Consider the following 16,910-nt stretch of genomic DNA (forward strand, 5'->3'; position numbering starts at 1 on the left):
TGCTCAATTCCTGATGGCCCATAAGTCGAGTTCAAGCCCGGCAAACTCCCCGCCCGCGTGGAAAGCGAAACCGCCCGACTGTTCCAACTGCGCAATATCGTGAACGCTCATATCGAGCATGAAATAGGTCTTGCCGGCATGAAACGGAATCTGGCGCGGTGCCACAGGCAATGGCCTGACCTTGATGCCTGCCAGATGCAGGTTGACCAGCTCACGTATGCGTTCGACTGGCCCGACTTTCAGATGGGCCGGCAGGCGACTGCGTAGCTCTTCTGCATCACATTGCGCCGTCGCTGCCAGGATGAACGTCGCAGTACCCAGCAATTTCAAGTCGCTCACCGGGCAGACCAATACCCCATATTGACGTGGCTGCAACGGCAGCTCGATGGCGTGCTGTTCGAGTACGACCGACAGCGCGGCACGCACGCCCACCATCAAGCCACGAAAACTGTTGCCTTGGTCACCGTGCTGGTAATGCACCTCCAGGTGGGCACGCTTGCTGTCATGGGTGAACGTTGATAACTCACCCAGCATCGACACCAGTGCCCGGAACACCGTTTCAGGGCGGACCAGAGGCTGGCTCAGGTAATGACGCAACTCCAGCTCGGTGCGATTGATCACTTGCAGCATCAGGAAGTCGCCCACGTGGGTTCCAGCAGCCGTACCCCCGTCGCAGATCCGCGCTGCAATGGCATTCCCGCGGCTGGCCAGCAGGCTGATGACCTCCTTGAGGCATGACGACACGTACCCGCAGCCCTGTACAAAAATGAAAGCCGGCATGAAATCCATATCCAGGCTCAAACCGCCTTCGCCCGTAGAAGCCAACACCTGAGCGACTTTGAGTTTCACGAAGCCCCTGTCACTTTCACCATCCCCCAGCAGCAGGCGCAGATCGGGGCGTGCGCAGTTGATCCGGCAGACATAACCCATGCCGGCGTTCGAATCCCCCACTTCGACTTCACAGCTTAGATAGCGCGCCAGGACGTCGCCCTGGGACGGTTGACGGGTTTCAACCTGATTGCCGGAAGCCAGCGGCAGCGCCAGGTAAACAGCGTGCGTGCCCGAGTTGGCAGGCACGTCCAGCACCAGAGGCTCCATGGCAGTGCTCAGGTCGAATAAACTGCCATCCGGTAAAACGCCACTGGCTTGATTGATCACCAGCTTGCCCAGGTTGAGGTATTGCACATTGAGCTCCAGCGTCAGGAAGCCCCAGGTGTCACTGCCCAGCAAACGCGTGCGGTTGAGCTGCTGCTGGTAATAGCGGTCGTTGTGCTGCAAGTGCTGCGGCCGTAACAGCATGCCTTCTTGCCAGATGACTTTGTGAACCTGCATCACTGCGTCTCCTTGCCGGAAAGCGGGCCTGCAACACGGATACCCGTCTTATCCAGCACCAGGTCGGCACGGGTCAGTTGCCGCGGTGCAACGGGGACCAGCAGCCTCCACTGCACCTGTGGCAAATCCCGATACGCCGCCAGCACACCGACGAAACGACTTTCCGATCCAACACGCAGCTTAAGGGCCAACCGGTCCCCCGGGCGCAGTTCGACCTCCTCACTGCTCACCCAATCCTTGGGCAGCACCTGCTCGGCGTGGTTATACAGGCTGAAGAAGTCAGCATTCTCAAAGGCCACGGCATGACGCAGTTCAACCAGGTGCACCACCACCGGCGAGGGTCGGTCGTGAAGATCGGGGTTCACGTGCTCGGTGGCCGTCAGCACCACATCCAATTTGGTCAGCGTCGACAAAGGTGACACCGCGGTGCAGCCGGCCAGCAGGCTGAACAGGCACAAAATCAATCTGAGGGGTGTTCGAGGCATGAATATCATCCTGGATAATCGAGGTGCAGGGCTGAAGCCAGACGTACCTGCTCCTCATAAGCCCTGGTGAAGTCGCGGCCCAGCAGGTGCTCGGTGAATTGCCCGTCCTCGGCAAGACGTTGGTAGTGGCGCTGGTAGGCCCGCCAATACCCACCGTCGCTGAAGAACCTGGACGGCTTGCCCTGGGACTCGAAGCACAGCAGCAGACGGTCGGGGGCGAAAGCGGCATGTGCGTGACGCAATGCACTGCGACACGCCGTCAGCAAAGCCACTTGATGGATCTGCCAGTCTCGATGGACCTGAACAATGGCCTGCTCGGCAGCCCTTTGATCCAGCGCTCCCGCGCCCAACAGCGCGTTCAATACAGCCGGGGTATCAGCACACGCTACCAAGGGGTTTTGACGCTCCGCCAGCGTGTCGGTCAGTGCGGGTATCAGTTCGTTTTTCAGCGCTGAACGGGTGCGCAGATTGTTCTGCAGCCCCTCGATCCCCACGCGAAAAAGATTCGCTACTTTGATAGCCAGGGCCTCTCGGGCTGACCCGTCAAGGTTGTCCAAGTCCATGCCCAGGGCAGCCGCAAACTGCGTCCAAAAAGCCTCATCAATGGGTGACGTCGATGCGACGGGCGCATCCGGATGGGCCTCCACCACCGGTTCCGCCCGTCGGGGTGTGAGCAGAAACTCCCTGTCAGCCGCGTGCCGCTCCTGCCACGCGCCCGATTCCCCGGCAGGCTCGCTCAACGCCTGCAGCTCATTCGGGGAGACATGTCGCTGGTGTTCCAGGTCCAGCGTATGCAAGGGGTCCAGCGCCAGGAAGGCGTCATCGGGAATCGGTACTCCCGCCGTGACCGGCGCCCCGTCCGGGCAGCGCTGCGATTCCATCAACCCGGCACGCATCATCAGCGCCCCCAGTTGAAATACGTCGCCATTATCGATAGGCCGCGCCTGCCCTTTGCGCAGGCGCTCAGGGCTGCCCACTACGCCAATCCCATTGCGACTGATATCCGTCAGGAAGTAGCGGCCCTCACGGTAGCCGATCAGCCCATGGTGACTGGACAGCAGTCGACTGGGATCGGGAATCACCCAGTCACAACCGGAACCGCGGCCAATCACGCCGCCGACACGGTCAAACACTTTACGGGCCAGAGGCGCGGGCGTACTGCCCTCGCCCCCCGACACTTCAAGCACGAGCTGCATAGTCAGGTGCTCCCACTCACTGGCCACGGGTGGCCGCCTGCGGGTCACCCAGCGGTCGATAATCGGAGTCATCGAAAACGTAGTTGGCGTTACAGCCACCCAGCAAACACAACACAAGCACTACGGCTTGCCACGGACGGTCAGGCATTCGGTTTCTCCCACAATGAAAAGGCAGGCCGGCTCATTTCGATAAAGGCGGCATTAATTCCGGGTCAGGTTCAAGCACATCACTCAGCACTCCTCCCGCGCGTCGCCGTGGGGGATGTTCAAACGAGCAAGTCGGTAGAGCAGCGTGCGTCGGGCGACGCCCAACTCCCGTGCGGTACGCGTTCGATTGCCACGGTTCTTGTGCAGGCAATCGAGCAGGAACACCCGTTCCACCCGCTCCATGCGCTGGCGCAGCGTTACGTCATCGCCAGCCGATACGGCCGGGCTCGGTGGCAGCGACAGGTGTGTCGGCAGAATCACATCGTCGTCACACAGCAGCACGGCGCGCTCGACCAGGCACTTGAGTTCGCGCACGTTGCCGGGAAAGCGGTGACTCACCAGTTGATCAAGGGCCGCATTCGACCAACCCACCGGCGCCCTAGCCAGCGTCGCGCACGCGTTATCCGCGAAATGCCGCGCCAGCAATGGCACGTCGCCGTCTCGCTCACGCAAGGCAGGCAGTTGGATAGGGAACTGAGCGAGCCGGTAGTAGAGGTCTTCACGAAAACTACCCTCGGCAACCATCGCAGCCAGATCGCGATGGGTTGCCGCAATGATGCGTACATCCACCTTGTGAGCCGCACTGGCACCCAGTGGACGCACCTCGCCTTCCTGCAATACCCGCAGCAGCTTGGCCTGCAATGTGAGTGGCATATCGCCGATTTCATCAAGCAACAACGTACCGCCGTGTGCGGCGTCAAATAGCCCGGCATAGTTGCGCTCGGCGCCGGTGAATGCGCCTTTGCGGTAACCGAACAACTCGCTTTCCAACAGCCCTTCGGGGAACGCTGCGCAGTTCTGCACCACGAAGGCTTTGCCGCCACGCGGCCCGGCTGTATGGATGGCACGGGCGACCACTTCCTTGCCGGTACCGGTCTCACCACAGAGCAGCACGGTGTAGGGGGAATGCAGAACCTTGCTGATCAACGCGCAGGTCTGTGCCATTGCCGGGCTGGTGCCGATCAAGCCGTACGCTCCAGCCAGCGGCACAGTACGCCTCGGGACGGTAGCGCCAGGCACAGGTCGTATACGCCGCAGCATCAGCAGTTGGTTCAAGGCAAAGCTGCCCAGTTGTCCCAACGCTGTTGCATGGCCTTGCAGTTGGGCGCAGCGCTGACTGGCGCAAAGAAGTAGCCCCGTGATGCCGCCACGTCGGTTGAACAGCGGCACACTCAAAACGGAACACCAGGGTGTGTCCAAGGCAGGCAAGAAACCGATGTCATAAAGGTTGCTTTGCACCGTATCGAAGCCAAGAGCACGCCCCTGGCTCAAGGTGTAGTGCAGCAACTGCTGGTTTCTCAGATCAGCACACTCGAGCGTGTCGGCCTGCGACGCGCCCCGGGGCAAATGCTGGGCAATGAGCTCAAGCCGACCCGTCACCTCATCGAGCAGGTACAACTGGCTGAGCTCGCACCCGCTCAGTCGCGCAGCGCCTGCGGCACATACATCGGGCAGTGAAGTTTCATCACAGTCGAGCCCCAAGCGTGTGAAGCAATCCAGAAAGGCATCGGTAGCAACCGGCGGATCGGGCAGTTGTGCAGAGCGGTTATCGGTCATTGGCTGAGCTCGCAGGTTGGCCGGCCACTTTCATCCAGACCGGCATGCACCCGGGACAACGGCTCATCCGTGGCCGTAGCGTCGAGAAGACCGTCGACCATCCGCGGCAGCAAATGACGCTCAATCCATTGATCGATATACCGCGCACCGCTGTCCCCATCAGCGCAATGCTCGGCCATATGCGCAACCAACTCGGGTGTGTAAGTGAATGCCAGCTTGCGTTGGTGCAACCGTGACCCCACATTCGCCAGCTTGAGCTTCACCACATCACGCAGCACTTCGCCTGCGATCGGGTAATACGGCACGACACGCATCCGTGCCAACAAGGCGGGCTTGAAGTGATTGCGCAACACAGGGTAGATAGCGTCTTGCAGCGCCTGAGGCTCAGGTCGTTGCCCCTCTGCACACAGCTCACTGATGCGATCACTGCCAAGGTTGGACGTCAGCAGGAGCACCGTATTGCGAAAATCGATTTCCCTCCCTTCGCCATCGTTGGCACGTCCTTTATCGAAGACCTGGTAAAACAGGTTCAAGACCTCCGGGTCGGCTTTCTCCACCTCGTCTAGCAGCACCACCGAATAAGGGCGCTGGCGCACGGCCTCCGTCAGCACCCCGCCCTCACCGTAACCGATATAACCGGCAGGCGCCCCGATCAAACGCGAGAGCGTGTGCTTTTCCTGGTATTCCGACATATTGATCGTGGTGACAAAACGCTCGCCGCCATACAGAAGATCCGCCAGGGCCAGTGCCGATTCTGTCTTGCCTACACCGCTCGGTCCCACCAGCAAAAACACGCCTGCGGGTGCCTCCGCCTTGTTGAGGCCGGCAGCAACGGCACGTAAGGCGCGGTCAAGGGCCTGCACCGCGTGCTCCTGTCCCAGGATGCGTTTGCGCAGGGCGTCGGCAAGGCCAAGGATCTTTTCATTGGGTTCAAGGGCCAATTGCTCGACGGGAACGCCGGTCCAGGCGCTGATCACGCGGGCCACCTGATGCGGGCACACCTCAAGGTTCTGAGCGGGTGGCCCGCACTGCTGCTCCAACGCCTGACGCTGTCGCTCAACGGTGTCCAGGCGCCGGGTCAAGGTGTGCAATATCTGGGTATCCACGGGCAATCCGAGGTCGGCGTCTCGACTTAACGCCCGTTCCATGCGCCGACCTTCGGCCAGCTCCGTGCACAGCGCCTGTAACGCCTCAGGCGGCATTGCCTGGCGCGTGCGAACCGCGGCACAGGCCGTGTCCAGCACATCCACAGCCTTGTCCGGCAACTGCCGCCCCATCAGATAACGAGCGCTCAGGTGCGCCGCAGCAACGACGGCATCATCGCGGACGTAAACCCCATGGCTTTCCTCATAGACGGGCACCAGGCCTCGCAGGATCGACACCGCCGCCTCGACACTGGGCTCACCGACCGACACGGGCTGGAAACGCCGCGCCAACGCCGGATCCCTCTCAATGTATTGCTTGTACTCCGACCAGGTGGTGGCGGCGATGGTGCGCAACGCTCCCCGGGCGAGTGCCGGCTTGAGCAGGTTTGCCGCATCCGAACCGCCCGCCGGGCCTCCGGCACCGGTCAGGGTATGAGCTTCGTCGATAAACAGGATCACCGGCTCAGGCGACGCATTGACTTCATCGATGAGGCCTTTGAGGCGCCGTTCGAACTCTCCCTTGAGGCCGGCACCCGCCAGCAACAGCCCCATATCCAGGGTCAATAGACGAACCCCTTTGAGGGCCGCAGGCACTTGCGAAGCAACGATCTGCAGCGCAAGCCCTTCGACAATCGCAGTTTTTCCCACTCCGGCCTCTCCCACCAGCATCGGGTTGTTCTTGCGCCGTCGTACCAGGATTTCGATCAGTTGGCGGATTTCCCCTTCGCGGCACAGCACCGGATCAATCAGGCCTTCACGCGCCTGCTGGGTAAGATCATGGGTAAAGCGCTGCAGTAACGAATCGGCTGCCACCGGCTCGGCTCCAGCAGGCTGGCTCGTCAGAAAATCACGTACCCGATCGGCATCCAGGCGGCTCAACAGGTGGTGATAGCCGCTGCCCGCGTAGTCCAGTGGATGGCGCAGGAGTGCCAGCAACAACGCACCGTGGTCCACGAAACGCTGCCCCAGCTCAATGTGAGCAACCATCAGCGCCTGCTGCAGCCAGCGCACCAGTAATTCTGCGAAGACCGGGTTACGGGTTGCGCTCTGCTCAGCGCGGGGCTGCAATGCCGCATGCAGCTCACCGGTGTGCACGTTGGCATCAGCCAATGCCTTGGCCATGACCCCGTCGGGATGCTCAAGCAAAGCCAGGAGCAAATCTTCCACTAACACTTCACGGCCGCCGCGCATCACACACCGCTCGGCTGAGCGCTCCAGATCCTGGCGTGCCTGGGGTGTCAGGGTGCGGATCAGTTGTTGCAGGTCCACATTCATCATAACCATCAGTCCCTACTGAAAATTGCCGGTGAGGGTGACCACACCATCGGCGCGCTCGGGTTCCAGCCAGCTGGTCCACCCCAGGCGGCAGACATTGCTTTCACCAAGGTGCAACGCCCGGATCTCCCCTTGCGCCAATACCAGCCGCAGGTCGTATTCCAGTGGGTCGCGCGCGGCCAGGCGCACCAGCGAACATAAGGGCTGGTACGCAGGCCCCATGGGCAGGAACTCGTGAAAACGCTGCCAACACAGCGCCAGGATGTGCACCCTGAATTTGCCGCTGCGGTCGGCGATCCGGTGCCCCAGCACCAGGTCAAAACCGAGCGTGCTGTTGCTGCGCCCCAGGTCGTTGCGCTGTGGGTGGACGACGTCTACCGCGCGCTCAACCCATTGCTCGACCACGATGGGGTCGTGCTTGAAGTAGTAGCGCAGCACCGACTCAATCAATGCGGCCGAGTGGGCTCGCAAGCTCAGAAGCCCCAGGTACGGCAGCAAACGCTTGCAGTCGAGTTGCGTGGCATCACGGATAGCACGGCTGCCCAAACCGATCAGCGCAAACATATGTTCGGAAAAAGCGTCACCGGCACCCGCCTGGAAACACGCCCGATAGCGGTATTTACGCCAGATCGGCAGCATCAGCCGTTGCAGGCGGTGATGAAACAGATCAAGGAAGTCGCGGGTGGGGTTACCATTCGGCTGCTCGCCGAACGCCTGCTCAGCATAAAAGGCAGGTAACGGCGACCCGGCACCGAACAGCCCCAATACGTTGAGGCGCAGGCGAGCACGCAGTTGCCCGTGCTCCACGAAGAACTCCACCCGATCAATGTCGTGCCCCGCAAACCCCAGGCCCGGGTTGGCCTGGAACTCCAGTTGGTCGTACAGCGTGTCGTCATCGAGCAACGGATGAGCATCGCGCAATCGCTCCATCACCTGCAGCACCGCCTGGAACAGCGTGTACTCGCGGATGCCCCGGCAGATCCGGGTCAAATCAAGGGTTGCTGTCCCGTCCGTGATGGCCATAGATACACGTCTCCTTGTGTGCTGATGACTCGCAACTCGTGGTACGAGTTGAGGCTGGCATAAAGTGCAAAGAACTCGTTGAGGACAGACGCAAACACAAACAGGTCGCCCTGCCCCAGAAAGCCCTGGGGGTCGATGGTCAGGTCCACCCGCAAACCCCGCACGGGTAAACCTCGATGCAGTCGGTCAACAGCCTCATGGCTGATAGACCGCAGTGCCCCCAGTCGCTTCTGGCTGATTTTCAACGCTTGCCGGTCGTGGTAACGCGGCAAATCGTAGGTTTCGAGAATCACCTTCAAGGCATTGATATCGGTCAACGACAAATAGTTGAGCGACATGTTGCTGATGACTTTCCACAGGAAGTCCTGGTCCAGGGGCGGCGCAAAACTCGCGGTAGGCGCAGTGATGTTTCGGAACGTCAATGACTCCGGTGTCTGCTCACTGGGCTGATTGATTTCGCCTGCGCGTAACTGCCTTGGCAAGTTGCCGTTAGTGCAAGTCAGTTCGACCGATACGGTTTCATGGCCTTGTTCGCGACGTCGGCCGAATCCCATCCAGGTGTCGAGCCCGGCGTGTTGCACCGACAAGCGCTGACGAATGCTGTAGCTGGGAGACGTCGCGGGAGTCTCGGCATCGATGTCATGCTCGAACGACTCGAACGGTACATACGTTTGATACCCCAACCCACCAGGACGCCAGCCGATGACCCGGTCCACCGCAAACACAGCAGCATTGCCCGGTGTGTAGTCCCCCGGCATCAACAGGTACTCATCCTGTTTGCAATCCAACCGGATAGGGACCGCATCCTGCTTGAACAGATTGATGATGGGAGTGCAGTACAGCTTTACGTTGTCCAGGGTGGGCCGCAGGGACCCGGATGCCTGGGTGCGCAATTCAAAGCGCATGACCATGCCGTGCACCTGTTCCAGCGTCGCTCGTGGGAGCCTGTTCAATACCCCCAACCCTGCGATATCGACAAACAGGTACTTCTCGGGAAACGCAAAATACTCCTGTAAGTGGCGGTAACCACGAAAGGTGTTCTGCGGATAGGGAATCAGCGCCTGCTCCTGCGAAAAGCCCACCGGTTGCACCTGCGCTGCGCCGAGCCTCACAGTCATGGCGTGACCATCAGCGCCTTGGACCGGCGCCCCCTCCTCATCCAACAGCAATAGCTGGATGTCCCCTAGGTGACGCAACAGGTTGAGGTAAAGCGCTTGGCTCACGTAGCGATCGCCGGCCAGATGCAGCCGTAACGAGTCGAACGTCACGTCACTGAAATGCCCTTCGGCACTCATGTCCAGTCGCAGGTCCAACCATGCGCCCGCGCCTTGGCACCGGTACTCCAGGCTACTCAGTTGCAGCGGCATGACATCCGTGGCGTAGCACGTTCGAAATCGGCAGCGCTCGCCGTGGATAGCCGAACTTTCCACTGCCGTATCCCGCGCAACATGAACACTGGGGCCTGCGCGTTTCAACGGGTCAAATTGCAGAATACTGAACGACGGCAAGGGCCTCATGTAGTTGGGCCACAGCAGATGCATCAACGAATGCGTCAGCTCCGGCAGTTCGTCTTCCAGCTTCTGGCGCAAACGGCCGGTGAGGAACGCAAAGCCCTCGAGCAATCGCTCGACGTCCGGGTCCTGGCCCGGCTCTGCGAGAAATGGCGCCAAGGCCGGGTTACGCTCGGCAAAACGCCGTCCGAGCTGACGAAGTGCACTCAGCTCGCTTTGAAAATAACGATTAAAAGCCATCGGCGCCGACCTCTACCCGCCCGGCATCATCCAGACGAGCATGGAACACGACGGGCCGGGTGACACCGTCAATGGCCATCTCGGCCTCGATGGCAAACGCCAAGGCCAAGGGTTCCCGAGCACGGGGTGACACCCTGACGTGTACATTCGCCAGCCGCGGCTCGTACACCCGGATAAAGCGCTCGATCAGCAGGCGCGACCGGGATAGCGACTCATGCAGGCTGAGCCGCATATCATTGAGGTCAGGCAGACCATAATCCGGCAGTGTCTGGACACTGCCCGCGCGAGTGCTGAGCATCTTTCCCAGATGTGCGGCGACGGACGCCACGCGGCACAATCGGCTCGATCCTGCGCATTCCAGACGCTCGAACAGGCTATTGTGGTGGGACATTCCCTGGCCTCTGCTCATTCTTTGTCGAGCTTGCCGACCAGGGACAACGTGAAGTCCGCCCCCATGTACTTGAAGTGCGGGCGCACACTCAAGTTAACCCGGTACCAGCCCGGCTCGCCCTCGACATCGCTGACGACAATGCGCGCTGCGCGCAATGGCCGACGACCACGTACCTCGGCACTGGGGTTTTCCTGGTCCGCCACGTATTGGCGAATCCACTTGTTGAGCTCCAGTTCCAGGTCCGTGCGTTCCTTCCATGCGCCCAGTTGTTCGCGCTGCAGAACCTTGAGGTAATGGGCCAGGCGGTTGACGACCATCATGTAAGGCAGCTGGGTGCCAAGCCGGTAGTTCAACTCGGCGGTCTTGCCCTCTTCACTGATGCCGAAGGTCTTGACCTTCTGCACGGAGCTGGCGGAAAAGAACGCAGCGTTGTCACTGCCCTTGCGCATGGTCAGGGCAATGAAACCTTCTTGTGCGAGCTCGTACTCACGCCGATCCGAAACCAGGACCTCGGTAGGAATCTTGGTTTCGATCCCGCCCATGCTCTGGAAGTGATGCAAGGGCAGGTCTTCCACCGCCCCGCCACTCTGCGGGCCGATGATATTCGGGCACCAGCGAAAACGCGCGAAGCTGTCGGTCAGCCGTGTAGCAAACGCGTAGGCGGTATTGCCCCCATAGGTAATGCTCGTGGCTGTTGACCACGTTTTCCTGGTAGGCGAAGGTTTTGACCGGGCACTCCAGGGGATCGTACGGAGTTCGCAGCAGAAAGCGCGGTACGGTCAGGGCGATGTAGCGGGCGTCTTCGCTCTGCCGGAAACTTTGCCATTTGGCAAACTGCGGACCTTCGAAATGATCCCTGAGGTCCTTCAGATCGGGCAGTCCGGTGAAACTTTCCAACCCAAAGAAACCCGGTCCGGCAGCCGCGATGAAGGGGGCATGGGCCATGCACGCAACACTGGAAACGTATTGCATGAGCTTCACATCTGGCGCGCTGGGCGACAGGAAATAGTTGCCAATGATCGCACCCACCGGCTGACCACCGAACTGGCCGTACTCGGCACTGTAGATATGCTTGTACAACCCCGACTGGGTAATTTCCGAGGCGTCTTCAAAATCATCCAGCAGGTCCATGCGCGAGACATTCAGCAGTTCAATCTTGATGTTCTCGCGGAAATCGGTGCGGTCGACCAGCAGCTGCAGTCCTCTCCAGGAAGCCTCCAGCGCCTGGAAATCCGGGTGATGCAGAATCTCATCGATCTGTTGACTGAGCTTGATATCGATCTCGGCAATCATCCGGTCGACCAGGCGCTTCTTGACCGGCTCTGCACGGTTGTGCGGTTTGACCAGCTCCTCGATAAACGCCGATACGCCGCGCTTGGCGATGCCGTAAGCCTCGTCGTCGGCGCTCAGCAATGTCTGGGCAATGATGTTATCGAGGATGCTGCACGCGTCGGTGGCTTGCAGCGGCTGCGGGTTGCTTTGGGTGGTCGTCATGCGGTCAGTGTCCTTTTACTGAAAATGTCAGGCATCCGGGTTGCTCAACCCGAGCTCGGCCAGAACGCGGGCACGGGAGTCGTCGTCGGCCAATGCCTGTTCGATGGCTTTGCGAAAACTGGGGGTGTTACCCAACGGCCCTTTGAGTGCCATCAACGCTTCACGCAGTACCATGAGCTTTTGCAATGCTGGTATTTGCTCGACGAGGTTTGCGGGATTGAAGTCCTTCATCGAATTGATCCGGACCTGGATGGCCAACGCTTCGACGTCAGCCTCCTCCTGAAGGCGATTGGGCACACTCAACGTCAAGCTGATCGCCTGTTTCGCCAGCACCTCATCAAGGGTGTGCTTGTCTATGCCGATGGGCTTTCGATCCTCCAGTTTGCGCGGGTCTTCGCGTTGGGAAAAATCCCCCAGCACCAGTAGTTTCAGCGGTAGCTCGACTTCCTCCTGGGCACCGCCGACCGCCGGTTTGAAAGTGATATTGATACGTTCCTTGGGTGCTATCGAACCGTCTTTGGCCATGCTGTTTCTCCTTTTTGATCGGGTTTCATTCAAGTACTGCGTCAAGATCGAAGTGGCACAACCGGCGATGGGTGAGTTCCTTGCTTTCGCGCACGGCGCGGCTTTGTGGCAACAGGTCATAGCAGCGATACAGGAGCCGACCGACCTGCAGAGCCAGCTGCGGCTCCCAGCGTTCGAGCCCGGCGCGTTGCAATTCGAGGTCCAATTGCTCCAGCTGGATCCTGCCCAGGTCGTGCTTGCCCGCCCGCATACACAACCTGGCGAGTGCAAGTTGCCAATGGAAACGGGCGCGGTCACCGTACGCCGCTTGCAAGCCTTGCTTGAGTACGGCAACCGCTGCCTTGAGCCCGTCCTTGCGCAGCACCGGCATCACCGCCTGCAAGGCCGCGTCCCAGGATTCGCCTGCCGCATCGGGCATGACGCTGGGTGGCTCGGCCCGTTGCAGGTGGCGCATGACGTGCAGGGTGATCCACTCACAGGTGGCCGGGTCGGCGAACGGAGTTCCGTCGTCGAACCTGTATTCGGGCAAGCTCGGCAGGCGTTGCAGCAACAAGGCGAAATTCATTTCCAGCTCGGTCTTGGCGGGTTCTGCCTGCAACGCTTCAAGGCACTCCCAGGCCATACGCAGCCCGTCGAACCAGAACAATGCACCGGCCAGGCTGACCTCAAGCTCCAGCAGCAGATCAGCGTAATGACCTTGGCCGAGGCGGACCCGACAACGCTTGAGCTTGTCGGCAGAGAGCGGGCGCAGCGCCGTGATGCGCTCACTATTGGCGTCGGGATAGTTGATCAGCGTCAGCCATGCCAAGGTTCGACTCAGGCGCAAGGCGCGCACATCAGTGGCACTCTGGCGCAACCACCAGGCACACAGAGGACGGGCCTGGTCCTGCAGGGCGCGCAGTAATTTGTGCGCGTCTTTTTCGTTATTCACCGCTTGTTCCGGCTTGAGCAATTGAGCGGTCGCCTGCTTGACCTGGGCAATCACACTCACAGCACCGTCAGCTTCAGCGCCGCGTTGGGGGGCATGCGCCAGACGCTCCGACAGTTGCCTGCGGATCGGCAACAACAAGGGTGCATCCGCTCCAAGATGCTGGTCCCATAGCTCATCGAGCCGGGTGAGATGGTCAAGCAACGCCTGGAACAAGGGCCGCTGATCCACAAGCGAGAGGTTCTGCGCAAAGAGCTGCTCAAGCCGCAACACCAGCCACGCCAGCGCGGCAATGCGTGTACGCGGCTTGCCTGGGTAAACCGCTGCCCAGTGCTGCTCACAGAGATGACGCAACAAGCCGAGCCCCGCCAGCAACCCGACAAATGAATCACGCTGATGAAGGGCCCAGGTCAACCAGACGGCCACTCGCAGGTCCTTGGAATGCTCACGCAAAAACTGCTCGCTGAGCTCACTGACCTTTTGCCAATCCGGCAGGCTCGCACCATGAATCGAATGCGCCTTGCCCAGCTCCGCTTCCAGCGCCTCGAACTCGCTCGAAAACCGCATATCACTGCCGGCAAACGCGCTTGGCGAACAAGGTAGCCGCGCCAACTCAAGGTAATAGTCGCAAAGCTTCTTTGAATAATCCATTTGGTGCGTACACAACTATCCATCACAGAAAAAACAAACTAACCGCCATTAAGGTGCGTATCAGAATGCCATTTAACTTACATTCAACGAACAACGAAGTGTGCGAACACTAGCCATGCCAGAGGCAATCATCAAGCAACAGAAAGTCACTTAAGGAATTTCCTACACCCTAATAAAAACAAGGCTTGCGCAATAATTTTCGCAGTCAAACCGTAGAAAAAACCTCATCCCGCCCGGTTGGCTCAACACTTACAGCGCAAACCGCACGAGCAACTAACTGCACGCATCTGCGCAAATAACAACAGCAAAAAACCACCAAACCATCATCACAACTTTCCAACATCTTCCCCCTTGAGTCTTGCGCGCCGTTATTTCATTGAGCTTTCCAACTTCAGGCACGCTTCTTGTTATAGGGACTTGCCCGTCCGGCGACCGTGCCGTTCGGGAATACCTACTTAAATCAGGCAAGGAAACCCGTCATGCCAACACCCGCGTACCTCTCCATTACCGGCGTCAAACAAGGTTTGATTACGGCAGGTACATTTACCCAGGACTCAGTAGGCAACATTTACCAGGAAGGTCATGAGGATCAGATCCTGGTGCAGGCATTTGCACACCAGGTGATCATTCCCCGCGATCCGCAATCGGGCCAGCCGACAGGACAACGGGTGCATAAGCCACTCATGATCAGCAAGATCTTCGACAAATCCTCGCCGCTGCTATTCAGCGCACTGACCTCAGGCGAGGAAGTGTCGTGCCGGCTTGAATGGTTCCGCACATCGTCGGCCGGAACCCAGGAACACTACTTCACCATTGAGCTGGAGGGGGCGACCATCGTGGACGTGCAATCGCGCATGCCCAATTGCCAGGACCCTGAAAACGCCCATTTCACCCATCTGGAGGATGTGTATTTCACCTATCGCAAGATTGTCTGGACCCATGAGGTCGCCGGCACTTCAGGCGCCGACGACTGGCGTAGCCCAGTGGCCAGCTAAGTTCGGATGAGGCTTGAGCGGCTGCCAGGGAAGGCGCCGCTCCTGCCGCTGAAGGGCTACACCATCGCCAATGGATGCTTACGCTTGGGCGCACCAAATACGCGATCGATCGCGTCCAGGTCGTGTTCATCCAATATCAGTTTCGCGGCACCGGCATTGAGCCGCACGTGTTCGGGCGTGACCGCTTTAGGGATCGCAATCACGCCGTCCTGGCGCAGCACCCAAGCCAGGGCGACCTGGGCCGGCGCTACCTCATGACGACGGGCGATCTGCTTGAGCGTGGGGCTGGATAAAAGCTCACCGCCCTGGGCGATCGGACAGTAAGCCATCAAGGGCAAATGGTGTTGCTGCCACCACGGCAGCAAGTCGAACTCGATACCGCGTTCCTCGATGTTGTAGAGCACCTGGTTGGTCGCACAGGCGGGAGATGCAAGGTCCTGCAGGTCGGCGACATCAAAATTGGAGACACCCCAACGCCCGATCTTGCCGGCCTCACGCAGGCGTTCGAACGCTTCAACGGTTTCTTCAAGGGGATATTGACCACGCCAATGCAACAGGTACAAATCGATATAGTCGGTGCCCAGGCGTTGGAGACTGGCTTCACAGGCACGGGGAACGCCTTTGTGGCTGGCATTGTGGGGGTAGACCTTGCTGACCAGGAATACCTGGTCACGTCTGCTGCGGATGGCTTCGCCGACCACCGTTTCGGCGCCACCCTCGCCGTACATTTCAGCGGTATCGATCAGGGTCATGCCCTCATCGATACCCAATTGCAGCGCCGCGACTTCGGCACGATGCTGGTCGGGGTTTTCGCCCATGCGCCAGGTTCCCTGGCCGATGACCGGCACAGGAACGCCAGCCAGATCAATGGTACGCATGACAATCTCCTGATGAGTTCGCGGGTCTACAGTGTGGCACTGGGCGGACAGAAGGGTTCAATCGAAGTATGGTTACTCTTTGCCCACTCGCCAGGAAGATCTCCAATGCTGTTTGTAGTGATGCTCGGGGGCAAGCACCCCAGGGCCAGGATCGAAGTGCACGATGTGGTGTTTACTGTGGCGGATACACTGCAGGCCACTTATCCGCAATTGCGCGACAGTTGGTTCGGCAGCCCGTCAGGTGTGCATATCGATGCGTGGATGGGGGTCGACGGTGTCGATGGCTGGAAAGTGGAAGTGAGCCCTCTGGCGCCGCGCGCCGATGCACACCGTTTGTACTTCATCAACCTCGGCGGCTATGAAGCCGACACTTTCGGTGAGGCTCATCACTACGTGCTGGTGGTGGCGCGCACCCCGCAGGAGGCAAAGGCCAAAGGCAAACGGAAGATGCTGAGCCACTGGTCTCAGGCCCACACCGACTGTGTGCTGGATGTCGACGACTGCCTGCCCATCGATCTGGTGGACGGTCGGTATATTCACCTCGTGCAAGGTACGCATCGCCCCATCATCCAGCAAAACGACTATATCGTTCTGAGCTGAGCGCTGATCGAACGGCTTTATCGTGCCCTTCGGCGACTTGTACGCGGGGGTCACGACTGTTCACGGGCAGGTGCCTGAACAATTACCTGGCACCACTGGGTCATCCGGCAGGAACTTTGCCGGGAAATAACCGCCTGAATCCGGTAGGCTCACCCTTTTCATTCAAGGAGTTACTCCCATGGCCAAAGCCACCGCCCGTCACATCCTCGTGTCCACTGAAGACAAGTGCAACGAACTGAAGGCCCAAATCGAAGGCGGCGCTGATTTCGCAGAAATCGCCAAAGCCAACTCCAGCTGCCCCTCCAGCCGCCAAGGGGGCGACCTGGGTTCGTTCGGTCCAGGCCAGATGGTCAAGGAATTCGACACTGTCGTGTTCAGCGCCCCGGTCAACACCGTGCAAGGCCCGGTGAAGACCCAGTTCGGTTACCATCTGCTGGAAGTCACCAGCCGCCAGGACTGATCCCGTCCGCGCTGATG

Annotated in this window: 15 protein-coding genes and 1 pseudogene; 3 read left to right on the forward strand and 13 right to left on the reverse strand. The window is 59.8% G+C overall.

What is annotated here, in order from left to right; all coding sequences use genetic code 11:
• Positions 1-3 precede the first annotated feature (3 nt).
• The 12 genes and pseudogenes from tssK to tssA form a co-directional block, all read right to left on the reverse strand.
• The gene (gene tssK, locus EXW71_RS02905) at positions 4-1,332 is read right to left on the reverse strand and encodes a type VI secretion system baseplate subunit TssK (RefSeq protein WP_134657515.1); all 1,329 of its coding nucleotides are present in this window, start codon (positions 1,330-1,332) and stop codon (positions 4-6) included.
• Positions 1,332-1,817 (reverse strand): type VI secretion system lipoprotein TssJ, encoded by a 486-nt coding sequence (gene tssJ / locus EXW71_RS02910; protein WP_134657516.1) that lies wholly within the window; start codon positions 1,815-1,817, stop codon positions 1,332-1,334. Before tssJ ends, tssK begins: the two co-directional genes overlap by 1 nt.
• A gap of 5 nt (positions 1,818-1,822) precedes the next feature.
• Positions 1,823-3,013, reverse strand: a complete 1,191-nt coding sequence (tagH, locus tag EXW71_RS02915; RefSeq protein ID WP_134657517.1) for a type VI secretion system-associated FHA domain protein TagH — start codon at positions 3,011-3,013, stop codon at positions 1,823-1,825.
• Positions 3,014-3,029: 16 nt separating this feature from the next.
• Positions 3,030-3,161 carry a type VI secretion protein gene (locus EXW71_RS02920; RefSeq protein WP_123718632.1) on the reverse strand — a complete coding sequence of 44 codons (132 nt, stop codon included), beginning with the start codon at positions 3,159-3,161 and terminating at the stop codon, positions 3,030-3,032.
• Positions 3,162-3,244: 83 nt separating this feature from the next.
• Positions 3,245-4,777: a sigma-54-dependent Fis family transcriptional regulator gene (locus EXW71_RS02925; protein ID WP_134657518.1), complete on the reverse strand. Its 1,533-nt coding sequence runs from the start codon at positions 4,775-4,777 to the stop codon at positions 3,245-3,247.
• Positions 4,774-7,200: an AAA family ATPase gene (locus EXW71_RS02930; protein ID WP_134657903.1), complete on the reverse strand. Its 2,427-nt coding sequence runs from the start codon at positions 7,198-7,200 to the stop codon at positions 4,774-4,776. Before EXW71_RS02930 ends, EXW71_RS02925 begins: the two co-directional genes overlap by 4 nt.
• Before the next feature lie 12 nt (positions 7,201-7,212).
• The gene (tssG, locus tag EXW71_RS02935; protein WP_134657519.1) at positions 7,213-8,220 is read right to left on the reverse strand and encodes a type VI secretion system baseplate subunit TssG; all 1,008 of its coding nucleotides are present in this window, start codon (positions 8,218-8,220) and stop codon (positions 7,213-7,215) included.
• A complete protein-coding gene (gene tssF / locus EXW71_RS02940) occupies positions 8,184-9,971 on the reverse strand; it encodes a type VI secretion system baseplate subunit TssF (protein WP_134657520.1) in 1,788 nt (595 codons plus the stop codon). The genes tssG and tssF overlap by 37 nt, the downstream gene beginning before the upstream one ends.
• Entirely contained in the window at positions 9,961-10,362 is a 402-nt protein-coding gene (tssE, locus tag EXW71_RS02945) for a type VI secretion system baseplate subunit TssE (protein WP_123718637.1), read from the reverse strand. Before tssE ends, tssF begins: the two co-directional genes overlap by 11 nt.
• A gap of 14 nt (positions 10,363-10,376) precedes the next feature.
• Positions 10,377-11,856 (reverse strand): annotated as a pseudogene (gene tssC / locus EXW71_RS02950) (type VI secretion system contractile sheath large subunit).
• 27 nt (positions 11,857-11,883) lie between these two features.
• Positions 11,884-12,381, reverse strand: a complete 498-nt coding sequence (tssB, locus tag EXW71_RS02955; protein ID WP_123718639.1) for a type VI secretion system contractile sheath small subunit — start codon at positions 12,379-12,381, stop codon at positions 11,884-11,886.
• Between the two features lie 25 nt (positions 12,382-12,406).
• Positions 12,407-13,960 carry a type VI secretion system protein TssA gene (tssA, locus tag EXW71_RS02960; RefSeq protein WP_134657521.1) on the reverse strand — a complete coding sequence of 518 codons (1,554 nt, stop codon included), beginning with the start codon at positions 13,958-13,960 and terminating at the stop codon, positions 12,407-12,409.
• Between the two features lie 479 nt (positions 13,961-14,439).
• On the opposite strand from tssA, the gene EXW71_RS02965 reads away from it, so the two are divergent.
• Complete coding sequence (locus EXW71_RS02965; protein ID WP_134657522.1) at positions 14,440-14,955, forward strand: Hcp family type VI secretion system effector; 516 nt, start codon at positions 14,440-14,442, stop codon at positions 14,953-14,955.
• A 56-nt stretch (positions 14,956-15,011) separates the two neighbouring features.
• On the opposite strand, the gene EXW71_RS02970 is transcribed toward EXW71_RS02965, so the two are convergent.
• A complete protein-coding gene (locus EXW71_RS02970) occupies positions 15,012-15,833 on the reverse strand; it encodes an aldo/keto reductase (RefSeq protein ID WP_134657523.1) in 822 nt (273 codons plus the stop codon).
• Positions 15,834-15,938: 105 nt separating this feature from the next.
• Here EXW71_RS02970 and EXW71_RS02975 point away from each other — a divergent pair, with 105 nt between their 5' ends.
• Complete coding sequence (locus EXW71_RS02975; RefSeq protein WP_134657524.1) at positions 15,939-16,433, forward strand: DUF1543 domain-containing protein; 495 nt, start codon at positions 15,939-15,941, stop codon at positions 16,431-16,433.
• A 178-nt stretch (positions 16,434-16,611) separates the two neighbouring features.
• Positions 16,612-16,893, forward strand: coding sequence for a peptidylprolyl isomerase (locus EXW71_RS02980; protein ID WP_005788801.1), 282 nt, complete (start codon positions 16,612-16,614; stop codon positions 16,891-16,893).
• Positions 16,894-16,910: the final 17 nt, after the last annotated feature.

Origin of the sequence: Pseudomonas sp. BCA17 (assembly GCF_004519405.1) — a bacterium.
Classification (GTDB): domain Bacteria; phylum Pseudomonadota; class Gammaproteobacteria; order Pseudomonadales; family Pseudomonadaceae; genus Aquipseudomonas.